We start from the raw sequence: 15,773 nt of genomic DNA, 5'->3' as shown, positions 1-15,773 counted from the left end.
TTTTTGATCTATTGCTTACTGTTTCAACAACTCTTTAATTTCGCTTACCTGTGCTACTCGTCCTTTAATATGAATCGTCTCGTCAATCAGCAGTACTGGCGTTGTCATTACATCATATTTTAACATCTCCTCCATATCCTCAACTTTTTGAACATCAGCGTCAAGCTGTAAACTTTCTAGTGCCTTTAATACATTTTGATGGGTTGCTTTACACTTGGGACAGCCTGGACCTAAAATCTTTATTTTTTTCATCGTGTTATTGGTTTTGTTCTAATTTCAATAGATCGTAATATAACGATTAATATATTCTATTCATCGTATTATTGCGATTAATTTGATTGGAATTTTTTATGTCATAGATAGATAGGCTTTAAAAATTATTTATGAATCAGCTAAGATGGGTTGCGAGTATTTGAAAGCCAGCAATACATAAAGCAATAGTAGTCAGGCATTAAATAAAGAAGTTGGTAACAGATTTAACTCCAACTCTTTATTTGATTAAATCTCTTAAATACCACCGAATTGCAATATAGATAACGATTGTCCAAAATTTACTGGTGAGAAAAGTTGTATCAGCCCTTTGCAAAACTACTAATTTGTGTCATTCTGAACCATGTGCTGAGTTTATCTCAGTATCTCTTTAGAATCTAAAAAGTCCTGTACAATGTCTAAATACAGATTGAAACCTGTACTCCGAAGTTTCAACGAGAGTATAATTCCCAGGCGGGATACGGCAGGATGACATATTGGGTTTTGCAAAGACCTTTTGTATGACTAATACCGCTTGTTAAGTTAGCATAAATAGAACATTAATAGCGGTAAAATTTAAGCTTCTCTCATACCAGAATCAGCATAAAAGGAATCAGAAAGATACCTCTGCTAAAGATTATAAGTTCTGATAAAAATCTATAAGTAAGGAAGAAGGAATATACACAGCGTAATGGCGACTAAAGATTTTAACCAGTAGTTCTCTTAAAATATTTGGTAACCCTATCTTATAATCGTATAATTACGATTAATAATTAATTCTATGCTAATAACGAAAGCGAACTCTATACTTCTACTCAGAAACGGACGGCCGAATTGATGAAGGCGTTAGGGTACCCGGCCCGAATGGCCATTGTCGGGCTGCTTGTAGTGTGTGAAACCTGTATTTGCGAAGATATCACCCGCATATATGAGCTTAGGCAGTATTGAAAAATTAAATAAAATGTATTTGAACTCTTATATAAAGTAAAACCAATCATGAAAATAGCCCTATTTAGCGATATCCATGCAAATATTGACGCCCTGAATCCTGTGCTGGATGATATCTACAGTCGTTCCCCTGATGCGGTATATTGCCTTGGGGATCTTGTTGGATATGCGCCCTATCCAAATGAAGTGATTGAAACGATAAGAGAAAAAGGAATTCCGGTGATTGCCGGTAATTACGACCAGGGTGTTGGACTAAACAGCGATGATTGTGGTTGTGCGTATCAAACGGAAGAAGATAAAGCGCGCGGGGCTGAGTCTATTGCCTTTACAAACAAGGTCATTACTGATGAAAACCGCGCTTATCTTCGTTCGTTACCAGCACATTTGCGCATAGAGTTCGGCGTAAATACGGATCCGTACCATCTGCTGCTTGTGCACGGAAGCCCTAGAAAAATTAATGAATATCTTTTTGAAGACCGACCCGATAAAAGCATGATCCGAATGATGGAAAGAGCAGAGGCGCATATCATGGCGTTTGGCCATACCCACAAACCGTATCACAAAATCCTGGAAGACAGTGATGGGAAATACCGTCACGCCATTAACATCGGTTCTGTTGGCAAGCCAAAAGACGGTGATCCGCGGGCCTGTTATGCCATGCTGGAATGGGATGGAGACCTAAACCTTTCAGATGCAAATGATCTGAATGTGGAATTCATTCGAGTTGAATACCATGTGGAAAAAGCAGCGAACGCTGTTGAAGAAAGTCCACTCCCCGATGCGTTTGCAGATATGTTGAGAAACGGCGGCTAAGATATCCATGAAAGCAAAAATTTGACAAATAGTTTGGGAGGCACTTTTATTAATCGTATATTTACGATGAAAAATAAATAAAGTTTATTTCAATGAAAGAAATGCAGTTGTCAATGTGGAAAATGGGACGCAAAAGGCTGACCAATCAGCTTGATGACATTCAGGATGCCGACTTGTTAAAACGCATCGATAGTGAATCGAATAGTGTGGGTTGGCTGTTGCGTCATATGGCAGAAGTAGAGCTGTTGTTCAGCAAAAATGTGTTTGGTCGCGAGCTGGATGTGAAAGCTCAAACGATTGGAAGCCTGGCCAAAGATCGCGGGCAGTTTACGGATTTAGCATCACTCATGGAATTAATTGAACGAGCCGGAAATGAACTGAAAGCAGCTATTGAGCAGGTAGATGACTGGGACGAGGAAGTTACGACGGCTGAATTTGGCACGGTTACCAAAGCCGAAGCCCTGGCTCGCATCATGACGCACACGGCTTACCATGCGGGTCAAGTAGCATTGTCCAGGAAATATGGCAAAGAATATTAATCAATACGTATAAAACAGAGAACCTTATTATGGAAGATACACAACAGAAAACGATGACCCTTGAAGTTTTTGATCCCGCCATGTGTTGTAGCACGGGCGTTTGCGGACCGGATGTGGACGATGAACTGGTAGACTTCGCCAATGATGTAAAATGGTTAAAGTCGCAGGGCATTAACGTTCAGCGATATAACCTGGGACAGGAGCCCGAGGCGTTTAAATCCAATCCGGAAGTCATCACGCGCCTGCAAAATGAAGGTTCTGATATCCTGCCCATAATAGCGGTAAATGGATCCGTTATTTTGGAAGGGGATTATCCAGACCGTAATCAGTTGAAGGAGCTATTAAATATAAATGGCGAAACTTCGAATCAGAAAACAGAAGAACGTACAATGGTAGAAAATGAGAATATTTGGAATGAACAGGTACAAGAGCTGGTAGCGTTGTCTGCAGCATTGGCTTCAAATTGTGAGACTTGTTTAAAAGCACATTATAAAAAAGCTAAAGATTTAGGTGTGTCTGAACAGACTATCGCCCAGACGCTGCAGGTTGCTCAAAATGTAAAACAAGTACCCGCAGGTAATATAGTAGAACTATCCAATAAATTATTGGGAGCTGGTAAATCATCAGCAGCTAACGGTTGCGCACCGGGTAGTGGTTGCTGTTAGAAAAGAAATTTGAATTGTGAGGCTGTCCCAAAAGTCTGGACCAAGAAATTGTTGTCGTAATAATAAAGGTAATATCAATCTCCCTAAATCCCTCTTCGCCAAGAGGGACTTTAAAAGTACCTTTTGGCATCTTGACCTAGATCGTAATTCAAGAGTTCTTCCTTGCCTGCCCCGATACGTCGGTGGGAGAAGGAGGACAGGCCCTGTGGAATTGAGCTCCATCCCACAAGGGCAGGAGGATTGATCGATTAGAATAATAGGCCGTATTTTAAGGATTCTGATTGTTTAACGTGACTTTTTAGGCAGCTTTATAAAGGGGATGACAATTGCATTATATGTTATGTCATCTCTCAAAATACGAAGGAAAAAATTGAATAAATATAACTTAGCATTATGAAAAATCTAGAAATTACTCCCTATATCTTTTTCACCGGAAAAGGTGGCGTTGGCAAAACTTCGCTGGCCAGTGCTACGGCCGTAAAATTGGCCGATGAGGGCAAAGATGTGCTGCTCATCAGTACCGATCCGGCCTCCAATTTAAAAGAGGTATTGGAAACCGATATTTCCGATAAAATTACGCCGGTGAATGATGTTCCTAATTTGCATGCCGTGAATATCGATCCCGAAGAGTCGGCTGAGGAATACCGCAATCGCGTGTTGTCTCCGCTCGAAGATGTATTGCCGGAGGATGAAATAAATAAGATCCGTGAAGAGCTGTCCGGGGCCTGTACTACGGAGATTGCGGCCTTTGATGAATTTGCGCGATATGTGGCTGGCGATGAAGATGACCAGCCCTACGATGTGATCATTTTTGATACGGCTCCGACGGGACATACGCTGCGACTGCTTGAACTGCCGGAGGCGTGGAGTGATTTTATTGAGAAAAATCCCGATGGCGCCAGCTGTATTGGTCCGTCTTCAGCGCTTAAAACGAGTCAGCAGCGCTATCAAAAAGTGGTTGAGCGGCTGCAGGATAAAGGAACGACCACCATTTATTTGGTGAGCCGTCCCGATGCCTCTGCGCTGCGCGAAGCCAACCGATCAAGCAAAGAGCTCGACGAGCTGGGCCTTTCGAATCAGCTGCTACTGATTAACGGCTATTTCGAACCCATTGACTCTTCCGATCCGTTTGCGCGTAAGATGAAGGAGCAGGCGGATGAAAACCTCGAGCAGATGCCTGAGCGTTTAAAAGAGATGGAGCAATTGGTGTTCCCGCTCCGTCCCTATAACCTGTTGGGAATCGATAAGCTTCGCAAGGTCTTTGAACCGCTTGATAACGATGAGATTAAAGATAAGAGCGAATCGATATTGACCGAAGAGCATGAAAGTGAACTTCCTGACTTAAACGGACTGGTAGATGATATTATCGCCGATAAGGATCACGGCCTCATTATGACGATGGGCAAAGGCGGCGTCGGAAAAACGCTTATTGCCGCTGCAGTAGCCATGAAATTAGCCCAGCGCGGATACCCGGTTCACCTGACCACCACCGATCCGGCCGCGCACCTGCAAGGTCATATTGGCGATATGGAACTGCCGGAAGAGCTCACCGTAGATCGCATTGATCCCGATGAGCAAAAGCAGGAATATATCGAGAAAGTGCTCCGGCAGAAAGGCAAAGATAAAACCGAAGAGGAGCGCCGGCTGCTTCGCGAAGATCTCGAATCGCCCTGCACCGAAGAGGTAGCCGTATTCCAGGCGTTTTCCAAAGTCATCCATAAAGCAAAACGCCAGTACGTGGTCGTCGATACGGCGCCGACGGGTCATACCCTGCTGCTGATAGATACGACCGGCAGCTACCACAAAGAGGTGTTGCGCAATACCAGTATGGACAAGGACAAGATCAAAACGCCCTATATGTACCTGCAGGATCCGGATTATTCGAAGCTGCTGATTGTAGCCATTCCGGAAACAACCCCGATTACTGAAGCTGCCAAACTGCAGGACGATCTGCACCGCTCCGGCATTGAGCCCTACGCGTGGATTGCCAACCAGAGCATGTCGGCCACGCCCGTTTCTGATCCGCTGCTCAAGCAGCGCGCGGCCGAAGAGGTACCGCTGCTTAAAGAGATCGAAGAAGAGCACGCCAACCGGCTTTACGCTATTCCCTGGATTGCCAATGACGATATTCTGGAGGCATTAGTTAAAGACCGTGCCGATATGGTCGCGAAATAGGAGATCCCAAGTCACAAAATTATATTTTAAACAACAGGTAAAAAGCCATGAAATTTGAACACGCACTGTTAGCCGTCGATCTCTCAAAATCAAGTGATGATCTGGTCCACTGCATGGGAGACCTGAAGAAACTGGGCATCAGCAAGGTAACCCTTCTTACCGCTGTCTCGAATCCCTATCCCGGCGGTCCCGAGAAGTTTGATACTTCTTCTTTTGAGAAAAAGTTAGAAGGGTACGCGCAAAAACTAAATAAGCAGGGATTTGATGCGGACTGGAAGTTAGAGATCCAGTCAAGTATATATGCACCGGTTACTATTTTACAAGTAGCCGAAGAACTGTCGGCCGACCTGCTTATTGTCGGTCACCGCGGGCATAACAGGTTGTCAGAACTATTGTTAGGCAGTGTGGCCTCTGAGATTATTCAGCGGTCTGCTCGTCCAGTATTACTGCTCAGAGTATCGGACAGCGAAGACGACACCAATATTTCTATCTGCAAAAATTTGACCTCCCATATTTTGGCTCCCACTGATTTTTCGGAAAATGCAGATCGAGCGCTACTGGTGTTTGGAAATGGACAGCTTAAAGCATCAAACGTAACGCTGTTGCATGTCCAAAATGCGTCCGATGCGGCCAAAGAGAAGGAATTAAATAAGCGAAAAGACTGGCTTACAGAAAAAGGGATTGAAACTGTAGAAGCTACTGCTGTCGTATCCTCCCACAGACCCTGGAAGAAAATTACCGAGTATGCCGACCAAAAAGATGCGTCCATGATTGTCATGGGTTCCCAGGGAAAAGGTTATGTGGAGGATCTGTTTATTGGCAGTAACAGCCACCGGGTCGCCCGTCGTACTACCAAGCCCCTTTTGCTTATTCCCGCCGATCAATAATTGTTATTACAAATTGTAAAATTAATCAAAATACGAAGAGCTAAACTGTGTCTGATTCTAATAAATCCATTGACTTTTTTGAAAAATACTTAACCGTTTGGGTACTTCTGTGTATTGGGGCCGGCATTGGCCTGGGTTCGCTTGTTGGCGATTCCATTGAGGTACTCAGCGATTTTAATTTGTATAAGGTTAATATCCCCATTACTCTCTTAATTTGGGCCATGATCTATCCGATGATGCTCCAGATCGATTTCGATTCGCTGGCCGATGTGGGAAAAGCGCCGAAAGGGGTCGTCTGGACGGTCATTGTGAACTGGGCTATCAAACCGTTTACGATGGCCTTTTTTGCCTGGATTTTCTTCTCCCATATTTACAGCGCGTGGATCGATCCGGCCATGGCTCAGGAATATATTGCAGGTGCCATCTTGTTGGGAGCCGCTCCCTGTACGGCCATGGTGTTCGTGTGGTCGTATCTATCTGATGGCGATCCTACCTACACGCTGGTACAGGTCTCGGTTAATGACCTGCTGATATTAATTTTATTTATCCCGATTGTAGCCTTTTTGCTTGGAATAACAGATATCAGCATTCCCTATAATACCCTGATTACCTCCATTGTCGCTTTTGTTGTGATTCCGCTGGTTGCCGGTTATTTGACACACAAGATATTAGTCAACAAGAAGGGAATGGAGTGGTATAGCACTCGGTTTTTGCCAAAATTCAAACCGGTTTCGATTACTGCCCTGCTGCTGACGCTTATTCTATTGTTTGCCTACCAGGGAGATCGCATTTTACAGGATCCGCTGGTGATACTGCTTATTGCCGTTCCTCTGATTATTCAAACGTACTTTATTTTCTTCCTGGCCTGGTTCGGCGGCAAGTGGCTAAACCTGAATTACCAAACCTGCGCACCCGGTGCTATGATTGGGGCTAGTAACTTTTTCGAGCTGGCGGTAGCTGTGGCCATCATGTTGTTCGGGATACAATCCGGAGCGGCCCTGGTAACCGTGGTCGGTGTTCTTATTGAAGTACCCATTATGCTGTCGCTGGTTAAGTTTGCCAATAGCAGAAGACCACACTACCAAACGAGCGTTGAAAGAAAAGAAGAGAAAGAAAAAGAGAAGGTATTGGGATAACAAATTTCCTGCGTTGAAAACAATTTTCTGACAAAGCGAACGAAGAATGACACTTTCAACCGTACAGACAATCAATTAATGTTGGAAATGAGAATAAAAATGCAGTATATTTAATCGTAAATATACGATAATCATAGATATTATGGCGATTACTAAAGCAAAACTATTTGACCCCTCGCAAAAGCGATCTGCTGAGTTGATGAAGGCGCTCGGACATCCGGCACGTATAGCCATCATAGAACTGTTGGCAGATCGGGAAACCTGTTTTTGTGGTGACATTACAGACGAGCTTCCGCTGGCTCAATCAACCGTCTCGCAACACCTAAAGGCGTTAAAAAAAGTCGGTATTATAACCGGCGAAATAGACGGTGTGCGGACGTGCTATTGCTTAAGCGAAGAGGGCATTCAGGAAATAAACGAACTACTGATTCCATTAATTAACGATGTAACAACTAAAAATAAAGAAAACTGCTGCTGAGATGAGTACTAATAAAAAAAAGGATGAAGAACTGAAAGAAACGGTTAAAGAAAAATACAGCCAAATTAGTGAACAATCCAAGGATTACGACTCCAGCTCATGTTGTAGCTCCGATGAGGTCTACAATGTCATGAGTGATGACTACAATTCGATTGAGGGTTATAATCCCGATGCAGACCTGGGACTCGGTTGCGGCTTGCCCACTCAATTTGCTAAAATTAAAGAAGGGGATACCGTTATTGATTTGGGATCGGGAGCTGGCAACGATTGCTTTGTAGCACGTCATGAGGCCGGCGCCGAAGGCAAAGTCATTGGTATCGATTTTGCCGAGCCGATGATTGCCAAAGCCCGTAAAAATGCCGACAAGTTGGGCTACAATAACGTAGAGTTTCGTTATGGGGATATTGAAAACATGCCTGTTTCCGATAATGTGGCCGATGTAATCGTCAGTAATTGTGTACTTAATCTGGTGCCGAATAAACCTAAAGTCTTTTCAGAAATTTTTCGCACGTTAAAACCCGGCGGACATTTTAGTATTTCGGATATTGTACTTGTCGGAGAGCTGCCTGATGCATTGCGCGAAGACGCCGAAATGTATGCGGGATGTGTAGCTGGGGCCATCCAGAAAGATGAGTACCTTGGGTCATATAAAAGAAACCGGCTTCGAAAATAGTACCATTCAGAAAGAAAAAACTATTGAGCTGCCTGATGATATCTTGGCTAAATATTTATCAGAAGAAGAAATAGATAACTTTAAAAATGGAGATACCGGAATTTATAGTATTACCGTTTTTGCTCAAAAGCCTGGTGGGGAATCTGAAAAGAATATAGACCAGGAGAAAATTGAAATGATTGATGCTGGTAATGTTTGCGAACCGGGTTCAGGTTGCTGTTAAATTTACCACAGTGTCATCCTGAACTTGTTTCAGGATCTATTCATCTCGTTTCGTAGCTCTGCTGCGGAACAGAAGTAACTTCAGAGCCTAGGTTTCAGCCTTTATAACCTAACAAATTACATGTACTCAACATTACAATCCTACATTGATGATCTGGATAATTTGGTGAATGAGATACCAGATCAGCGAAAACAAAAATTAGCTAAAATTGCTGATTATATTCGGTCAAAAGAGCCGGCCAAGCTCAACTTTATTTGCACCCATAACAGCCGACGTAGTCATCTATGCCAGATCTGGGCAGCAACACTAGCTGAGTATTTTGGGGTAGAAAGTGTGGAAACGTATTCCGGAGGTACCGAAGCCACAGCCTTTAATTCGCGTGCTGTAGCAGCTATTGAACGAGCTGGTTTTAAGGTCGAAAATCCAGGTGGAGAGAATCCAAAGTATGAGGTTTCTTTTGATGATGAATCAAAGCCGTTAATCTGCTTTTCTAAAACATTTGATGATTCCCATAATCCCGAAAAAGATTTTGCGGCTATTATGACTTGCTCGGATGCCGATGCAAATTGTCCTATAGTGCCTGGAGCCGAAAAGCGATTTTCTATTCCGTATGTTGATCCCAAAGAATCTGATGGCACTTCCAAGGAGAAAGAGACGTACGATGAGCGCTGCCGGCAGATTGCATCAGAAATGTATTATATGATGTCACAAGTTTAAAAGATTGTCCAGTGGATTTTATTGCCATCAATAATACTTTCTGGGTTGTTATTACCGTGTTTTTATTAAATAGCTAAACAAATGATGTGAAAATAGTGCTTTCACATTATCAGCTATTTGATAAAAATAGCTGAAGCTGATAACTTCGAATTATGATTTTTGGAACCCTTGATCTAAAATCAGCGTTATGGGGATTCAATATTTGAACCCAGTAAAAGATAAAATCTACTAATTTGATATTTGTAACAAGACGTGTCCATTTTAACGCTGCCCATCGTTTGCATAATCCTGAAAAATCAGATGAATGGAATAAACAAACGTTTGGGAAATGTAATCATGAAAATTGGCATGGACATAATTACATCCTAAATGTAACTGTTGCCGGTAAACAGGATAAGGATACCGGTTATGTTATTGATTTATCAGACCTTAAAGCAATAATTGAATCACGTATTGTTGAGAAGTGTGATCACAAAAATCTCAATATGGATATTCCTTTTTTAGACGGAATTATGCCATCAACTGAAAATTTGGTAGAAGTATTTTTTCAAGAACTCAAAGATCCAATTCGAGAAGCCACTGAACAACGTGGATTTTTGTATGAGGTTGAGTTGCAAGAAACCGAACGAAATTCCGCTAAATATTGTCCGTATCTTTTAGAAAAAGAGATTCCCGCTATAGATTAACTTAAGAATTGTATCATTAAACGAATGATTTCTACAAAATTGAAACGACATTACGATCCTACATTCACGGTCTCCGACGACTATAAAGCAAGTCTTCCCGATTTGCAAAATGGTCCTGCTTCGTTGATTGAAGGAGCAGATGTTCCCATTCAGCAAGTTGGTATATCGGACTTTAAATTGCCTTTGAAGTATCCCCGTCCCGATGGAGAACTGCTTACGCTGGAAACGTCGGTTGATGGGTATGTGGGACTAGAGGCCGGAAAGAAAGGCATCAATATGAGTCGCATTATGCGGTCGTTTTATGATTTTGAAGATGATGTTTTTCATCCGGATAAATTGGAAGAAGTTCTTGAGACTTATAGAGAAGAGCTCGATACGCAAACGGCGTATCTGCGATTGTCGTTTAATTATCCGATTAAACAAGAGAGTTTGCGTTCTGGATTGGAAGGCTATCAATATTATACGGTGGCTATTGAAGGGACCATGGATGCCGATGGTAAATTCAGGAAATTTATGCATCTGGATTTTGAATACAGTAGTGCTTGTCCATGTTCGTATGAACTTTCCGAGCATGCTCGCGAAACCAGGGAAGTAGCCAGTATTCCGCACAGCCAGCGCAGTATTGCAAATTTAACGGTTGAGCTAAACGAAGAAATTTTTGTGGAGGATTTAGTTAACCATTGCCAGGAAGCGCTGATGACCGAAACCCAGGTAATGGTCAAGCGCGAAGATGAGCAGGCCTTTGCAGAGATGAATGGCGCGTATCAGAAATTTGTGGAAGATGCTGCTCGATTGCTCTATGAACAGTTGAATGAAGAAGAACGGATCCACGATTTTGTGATTCGATGTGTGCATATGGAAAGTCTGCACAGCCATGATGCCGTAAGTCGTATTTGCAAAGGCATTAAAAATGGTCTGCGATAGAAAAGCCAAATTACTGTAAAATAAAAGCCCTGAACTCAGCTAAAGTTCAGGGCTTTTTTAATGTTTTTAAATATTACTGTAGTTCACCAATTGCAATCAGTTGGACTGCAATTGAATGTTTTGGGAATCATTTTTAAGATGAAAGCGCGTGCTTTGCGAACCTACGTGGATCTGAAAATACCCTTCCTCCAGAATATTTTTACCGCTGAAGTCGGGATATCCCAAATGCTTCTTGGGTTCAATTTTAAATGTTACTTTTTGTTGCTCTCCGGGTTTCAATTGCAGACGCTCAAAATGAATTAATTCTTTTACTGGTCTGGTAATACGTCCTACCTCATCTGTGATGTACCACAGCACTGTTTCAGTGCCAACTCGATCTCCAGTATTTGTTACTGTTGCCGTAGCTGTTACCTTTTGATTGTCGGTTAATGTGGTGTCGCTAACTGCTAAATTATCATAAGAAAAGTTGGTATAGCTTAGACCGTGACCAAAATTCCAGAGCGCGGTGGTCTTATCAGCCTGTTCGATATTATTGGCAACATCAGGATCAAAATAATATACAGCGCTTGATTTGTGATTATATGGCGCAAAATGACCTACAAACTGTGGATAGGAGAAGGGAAGTTTACCACTGGGATTGTAATCGCCGCTTAACACATCAGCAATGGCTTCGGCCCCTTCAAAACCGGGTAAACCGGCCCAGACAATAGCCTCAGTTTCATCCACAATATCAGTAATAACACGGGGACGTCCTTCTACCAATACCAAGGCGGTGGGTTTGCCAGACTGATTTACAGCTCGAATCAGATCCAACTGATCTTCGGGAAGTTTAAGGTTGGTAATATTACCAACGAACTCAGTGTAAGGTTCTTCCCCGGCTGCTATGATAACTGCATCAGAATTTTTTAAGGTTTCATTAAAATGGGATCTGTGATCTGAATTCATTGGTCCAATTGAATCTATGCTAACAACCTTAGTATCAGAAAACTTGTTTGCAATAGCCTCACTTATGGTTTTCATTGATTCGGGATAACGATCTTCTGAGGCTCCCTGCCACGCTAATGTCCAACCTCCGGAAAGATTTTTTTTGCTGTTTGCCGATGGCCCGACAACTAAAATTTGTTCTAAACCTTTTGAAAAGGGCAGGGTGTTGTTAGAATTTTTTAGCAGTACCATAGATTCCCGAGCTGCCTGGAGCGCTTTTTTCTTATGAGAGTCACTTCCAATATTATCTAACCCTTTGCCAGATGGATATGGATGCTCAAATAATCCCAACTCAAATTTAAGTTTTAGAATACGACGTACTGATTCATCAATACGTTCTTCACTGATACGTCCCTCTTTAACTAACTTTAACAGGCTTTCATTAAACTCCAATGACTCCGGAGTCATACTCATATCTACACCTGCTTCTATAGCTTGATACGTGGCTTCATCATAATTTTGGGCCGTTTTATGATAATCAACGAGTTTACCGATATCTGCCCAGTCTGTTAATATGATGCCTTCGAATCCCATTTCATCCCGAAGTAAATCAGTCAGAAGTTGTTTGGAACTGTGGACCGGTATCCCATTTATTTCGGCACTGTTAACCATCACTGTTTTAATTCCTGCATCGATGGCTGCTTGAAAGGATGGACGATGAAACTCGTGGATGGTCTGCATTGAAAGATCTACCGGGGTGCGATCCCAGCCTGATCGTGGTACAGAATATCCGAGGAAATGTTTGGCGGTTGCAGCCAGCCTGTAAGGAGCAATATCATGCTTTTGCTGATATCCATTCACATAAGCAGTACCAAGCTTGGAAGCCAAATAAGGATCTTCACCAAATGTTTCATATTGTCTGGGCCAGTATGGATTTTGACCGAGATCCAATACCGGTGCAAAGTTCCAGGTATGTCCCAGCGGTGCAGATTCAAGAGCTGTAATACGACCGTTTTGGAACGAATGTTCAGGATTAAAAGTAGCACCAATATTTATGTTATGCGGAAATATCGTACTGTTTTGCACATAGCTGGCTCCGTGTATGTGGTCGATACCATAAATAATCGGGATGCCTAATCTCGTTTCTTCAACAGCTATTTCTTGGAGTGCTCGAGTATACTCAATCCATTGTTCCGGTGGTACAGCCTCACCATTTAGAAATGAACCAATGTGATGATTGGTCAATAACTTTTTGGCTTTTTCCGGATCTAGATTAACATTACGCTGAACACCGGTTTCGTTTATAAGTGTGATGTTAAGCTGCGTCATCTGACCTACTTTCTCTTCAATCGTCATGCGACTGAGTAGATCATCTACCCGTTCTTTGATAGGGCTTTCAGGATCTAAGTAAGTTTGACCTGATGCTATATTAAAACTTCCCAAAAATATTAAGAAGCTTAAAAATGAGGCGATTAGAAGAGAAACGCCCTTTTGTGACTTGCGTGAGAAAAGAAATAGTAGAAAATCCATAATCGTCGTATTCTGAAATTTAAATTTAAATATAAAGTACTTCCGCCTTTTGTTTGCAACAGAAGTATTTAAAATTTCAGAACGACGGAACGCCTTGAAGCTACTGCAAGATTTTGCAACTATCAAGAGCAAGTATAAAACTTGCATAATACTACAACTCTTATATGTTTTTTAAGTCTCATTTTGATAGGAATTGATAAATTTTTGTTTAGATCCTAACCAACTAAGGGTTAATATTTGTTGAATTTAAACCGTGACTTATTTTTAAAAGTTTATTGTTCCAATTTTGAGATAAAACAAGTGATCACTTTCTAAAGAGTTTTTTGTCTTTAATATTTGTATTTTATCCAATCATAACATGGCGAATATTACCTGCACAGATTAATGAGCGCTAATCAGTTTGACTACGATAATTTAAAATCGGTTGAGCTTTGGGAAAAGCTTTGCCAAGGAGATAAAGAAGCGTTGGCAGCTCTTTTTAATGACAATTTTGATTCTCTTTACCGTTATGGGTATCGGATCGTACCCAATACTGATCTGGTTCGCGATTCGATTCAGGAAGTCTTTTACAACCTTTGGAAATACCGGAATAATCTTAATCAACCAGATTCTATTAAAGCTTATCTTTTCATATCTCTTCGTCGCCAACTTCTTCGGAAAAAGAAAAATATTGAACGCAGACAGGATATTGATAAGAAATATTTTTCAGAAGAATTTGATGTATTGCCGAATTACCAGGTTTGGCAGGAAACATTGGAGCTGGGGGAGGAAGAACATGAAGGTTTAAAAGAGGCGATTGCAGAACTTACCCCGCGTCAGCGAGAAGTGATCTATTTAAAATATTTTGAAGGCCTATCTACTAACGAGCTTGCTGAAGTTCTGCAGATTCGCGCACAAAGTATCTACAATTTAGTATACGATGCCTTGGAAAACTTGCGAATTTTTTTAAAAAATTAATTTTTTTTCTGAATTCATTGTCTCGTAAGTCGTTGCCTTACAGCAATTTATGCTATTATTGCATTTCAAGAGAAAAAAATATAGAAAATATAGAGTAGAAATCAGGTTGAGCCCCCTCTATTAGGGTAGAATCGAGGATAATCCAATAGAAAAAGTAAATAAACCAATGCCTGATAAACTCTCCGAAATATTAAAGGATGACTCTTTTGTCCGCTTTCTGAAAGGAAGTGCATCGGAGGAAGAAATAGAGCAATGGACTGCTTGGATGCAGGAAAGTGCTAAGAATGCAAAAATAGCGAAGAAAGCACAAAAGTTGCTTAATAAGGGTACACAAACCATTCCAAAGCCAGATTCCGATCTGGAGTTAGAACGGCTGATGGAGCGTATCGACTCGGAAAATCGATATAAGCCCCTTCAGGAAGTAAAGAAAAAGCACACTAAGATGGTTTGGGCCACTATGGCCGCAGCCGCGGGTATTTTACTGTTGGTTGGATTTTTGGCCCGGCACACACTTTTACAACAGAACGACGGAACAGAAAGTAGCCGGGCCGCCTCGATTAATTATCAACTTATAGAAACTAAAACAGGACAAAAAACAACGGTACACTATTCTGATGGCTCTGATATAGTGATGAATGCAAACTCTCAAATGCGGGTACCCTGAAAGAATAACAACCGTTGATACCATGCGTGTTTGGTTAGAGGGAGAAGCCCTTTTTAGTATTACCCGAAAGCCAAAGTATGATTCCAGAACTTTTATTGTGCATACGCCTGATGGAAATGTTTCGGTTTTGGGAACAGAGTTTTCAGTAAATACTACCGATGGGCGTAGCAGGGTGGTATTAAAAGAGGGCAGCGTTAGGGTCAATGTTCAAGATTCTCTGGGAAAGAAAGATCTGGAGTATGTCATGGAGCCAAATCAAATGGCCCTATTTTCTCAAAATCTTGACAAAATAGAGGTGGAGCAAGTGAATCCCGAAGTGTATACCTCTTGGGCCAGCGATAGTCTGGTGTTGGATAATACGCCATTATCAGACTTAATTAAAAGAATTGAATTTACTTACGGTGTGGAAGTAAAAGTAAATAACAAAGCACTTTTGGATAAGAAGCTTACAGGCAGATTTAAGAATTTAAACTTAAGTTTCATCCTGGAAGGTATTGCTAAGACGCTGAATGTGGATATCGAAAAGCGGGAACAGAAAGTTTATATCAACACCAAAAATTGATTCACAGGATACTGGATCATGAT

Annotated in this window: 15 protein-coding genes and 1 pseudogene; 14 read left to right on the top strand and 2 right to left on the bottom strand. The window is 41.7% G+C overall.

Annotated features, from left to right (window positions below):
- Nucleotides 1-15 precede the first annotated feature (15 nt).
- On the bottom strand, nucleotides 16-252 hold the full coding sequence (locus U5J89_RS08830; RefSeq protein WP_322575252.1) for a thioredoxin family protein: 237 nt from the start codon (nucleotides 250-252) through the stop codon (nucleotides 16-18).
- 993 nt (nucleotides 253-1,245) lie between these two features.
- On the opposite strand from U5J89_RS08830, the gene U5J89_RS08825 reads away from it, so the two are divergent.
- The 11 genes and pseudogenes from U5J89_RS08825 to folE2 all read left to right on the top strand — a co-directional run bounded on the left by U5J89_RS08825 (nucleotide 1,246) and on the right by folE2 (nucleotide 11,113).
- Nucleotides 1,246-2,010, top strand: a complete 765-nt coding sequence (locus tag U5J89_RS08825) for a metallophosphoesterase family protein (RefSeq protein ID WP_322575251.1) — start codon at nucleotides 1,246-1,248, stop codon at nucleotides 2,008-2,010.
- 92 nt (nucleotides 2,011-2,102) lie between these two features.
- Nucleotides 2,103-2,549, top strand: coding sequence for a DinB family protein (locus U5J89_RS08820; RefSeq protein WP_322575250.1), 447 nt, complete (start codon nucleotides 2,103-2,105; stop codon nucleotides 2,547-2,549).
- Nucleotides 2,550-2,578: 29 nt separating this feature from the next.
- Complete coding sequence (gene arsD / locus U5J89_RS08815; RefSeq protein ID WP_322575249.1) at nucleotides 2,579-3,214, top strand: arsenite efflux transporter metallochaperone ArsD; 636 nt, start codon at nucleotides 2,579-2,581, stop codon at nucleotides 3,212-3,214.
- 393 nt (nucleotides 3,215-3,607) lie between these two features.
- The gene (gene arsA / locus U5J89_RS08810) at nucleotides 3,608-5,389 is read left to right on the top strand and encodes an arsenical pump-driving ATPase (protein WP_322575248.1); all 1,782 of its coding nucleotides are present in this window, start codon (nucleotides 3,608-3,610) and stop codon (nucleotides 5,387-5,389) included.
- 47 nt (nucleotides 5,390-5,436) lie between these two features.
- Entirely contained in the window at nucleotides 5,437-6,276 is an 840-nt protein-coding gene (locus tag U5J89_RS08805) for a universal stress protein (protein WP_322575247.1), read from the top strand.
- Between the two features lie 47 nt (nucleotides 6,277-6,323).
- Nucleotides 6,324-7,412, top strand: a complete 1,089-nt coding sequence (gene arsB, locus U5J89_RS08800) for an ACR3 family arsenite efflux transporter (RefSeq protein WP_322575246.1) — start codon at nucleotides 6,324-6,326, stop codon at nucleotides 7,410-7,412.
- Between the two features lie 142 nt (nucleotides 7,413-7,554).
- Complete coding sequence (locus U5J89_RS08795; RefSeq protein WP_322575245.1) at nucleotides 7,555-7,890, top strand: metalloregulator ArsR/SmtB family transcription factor; 336 nt, start codon at nucleotides 7,555-7,557, stop codon at nucleotides 7,888-7,890.
- A 1-nt stretch (nucleotide 7,891) separates the two neighbouring features.
- Nucleotides 7,892-8,786 (top strand): annotated as a pseudogene (locus tag U5J89_RS08790) (arsenite methyltransferase).
- Nucleotides 8,787-8,906: 120 nt separating this feature from the next.
- Nucleotides 8,907-9,503, top strand: a complete 597-nt coding sequence (locus U5J89_RS08780) for a protein-tyrosine-phosphatase (protein WP_322575242.1) — start codon at nucleotides 8,907-8,909, stop codon at nucleotides 9,501-9,503.
- A 233-nt stretch (nucleotides 9,504-9,736) separates the two neighbouring features.
- Nucleotides 9,737-10,189: a 6-pyruvoyl trahydropterin synthase family protein gene (locus tag U5J89_RS08775; protein ID WP_322575241.1), complete on the top strand. Its 453-nt coding sequence runs from the start codon at nucleotides 9,737-9,739 to the stop codon at nucleotides 10,187-10,189.
- A 24-nt stretch (nucleotides 10,190-10,213) separates the two neighbouring features.
- Complete coding sequence (gene folE2, locus U5J89_RS08770) at nucleotides 10,214-11,113, top strand: GTP cyclohydrolase FolE2 (RefSeq protein WP_322575240.1); 900 nt, start codon at nucleotides 10,214-10,216, stop codon at nucleotides 11,111-11,113.
- Nucleotides 11,114-11,209: 96 nt separating this feature from the next.
- Here the strand turns inward: folE2 and U5J89_RS08765 are convergent, their stop codons facing one another.
- The gene (locus U5J89_RS08765) at nucleotides 11,210-13,567 is read right to left on the bottom strand and encodes a glycoside hydrolase family 3 N-terminal domain-containing protein (protein WP_322575239.1); all 2,358 of its coding nucleotides are present in this window, start codon (nucleotides 13,565-13,567) and stop codon (nucleotides 11,210-11,212) included.
- A 384-nt stretch (nucleotides 13,568-13,951) separates the two neighbouring features.
- On the opposite strand from U5J89_RS08765, the gene U5J89_RS08760 reads away from it, so the two are divergent.
- The 3 genes from U5J89_RS08760 (at nucleotide 13,952) to U5J89_RS08750 (ending at nucleotide 15,750) form a co-directional block, all read left to right on the top strand.
- Nucleotides 13,952-14,524, top strand: coding sequence for a sigma-70 family RNA polymerase sigma factor (locus U5J89_RS08760; protein WP_322575238.1), 573 nt, complete (start codon nucleotides 13,952-13,954; stop codon nucleotides 14,522-14,524).
- Nucleotides 14,525-14,690: 166 nt separating this feature from the next.
- Nucleotides 14,691-15,188 carry a hypothetical protein gene (locus tag U5J89_RS08755; RefSeq protein ID WP_322575237.1) on the top strand — a complete coding sequence of 166 codons (498 nt, stop codon included), beginning with the start codon at nucleotides 14,691-14,693 and terminating at the stop codon, nucleotides 15,186-15,188.
- A gap of 22 nt (nucleotides 15,189-15,210) precedes the next feature.
- Nucleotides 15,211-15,750 carry a FecR family protein gene (locus U5J89_RS08750; protein ID WP_322575236.1) on the top strand — a complete coding sequence of 180 codons (540 nt, stop codon included), beginning with the start codon at nucleotides 15,211-15,213 and terminating at the stop codon, nucleotides 15,748-15,750.
- Nucleotides 15,751-15,773: the final 23 nt, after the last annotated feature.

It is taken from the genome of Fodinibius sp., assembly GCF_034521915.1.
GTDB lineage: Bacteria > Bacteroidota > Rhodothermia > Balneolales > Balneolaceae > Fodinibius.
This window is presented reverse-complemented; position numbering and strand designations above follow the sequence as displayed.

Coding starts and splice junctions, on each gene's coding strand:
- U5J89_RS08795 (WP_322575245.1), top strand. CDS start 7,555: ATGGCGATTACTAAAGCAAAACTATTTGACCCCTCGCAAAAGCGATCT.
- U5J89_RS08755 (WP_322575237.1), top strand. CDS start 14,691: ATGCCTGATAAACTCTCCGAAATATTAAAGGATGACTCTTTTGTCCGC.
- U5J89_RS08820 (WP_322575250.1), top strand. CDS start 2,103: ATGAAAGAAATGCAGTTGTCAATGTGGAAAATGGGACGCAAAAGGCTG.
- U5J89_RS08830 (WP_322575252.1), bottom strand. CDS start 252: ATGAAAAAAATAAAGATTTTAGGTCCAGGCTGTCCCAAGTGTAAAGCA.
- folE2 (WP_322575240.1), top strand. CDS start 10,214: ATGATTTCTACAAAATTGAAACGACATTACGATCCTACATTCACGGTC.
- U5J89_RS08760 (WP_322575238.1), top strand. CDS start 13,952: ATGAGCGCTAATCAGTTTGACTACGATAATTTAAAATCGGTTGAGCTT.
- arsA (WP_322575248.1), top strand. CDS start 3,608: ATGAAAAATCTAGAAATTACTCCCTATATCTTTTTCACCGGAAAAGGT.
- U5J89_RS08805 (WP_322575247.1), top strand. CDS start 5,437: ATGAAATTTGAACACGCACTGTTAGCCGTCGATCTCTCAAAATCAAGT.
- arsD (WP_322575249.1), top strand. CDS start 2,579: ATGGAAGATACACAACAGAAAACGATGACCCTTGAAGTTTTTGATCCC.
- U5J89_RS08825 (WP_322575251.1), top strand. CDS start 1,246: ATGAAAATAGCCCTATTTAGCGATATCCATGCAAATATTGACGCCCTG.
- U5J89_RS08765 (WP_322575239.1), bottom strand. CDS start 13,567: ATGGATTTTCTACTATTTCTTTTCTCACGCAAGTCACAAAAGGGCGTT.
- U5J89_RS08780 (WP_322575242.1), top strand. CDS start 8,907: ATGTACTCAACATTACAATCCTACATTGATGATCTGGATAATTTGGTG.
- U5J89_RS08750 (WP_322575236.1), top strand. CDS start 15,211: ATGCGTGTTTGGTTAGAGGGAGAAGCCCTTTTTAGTATTACCCGAAAG.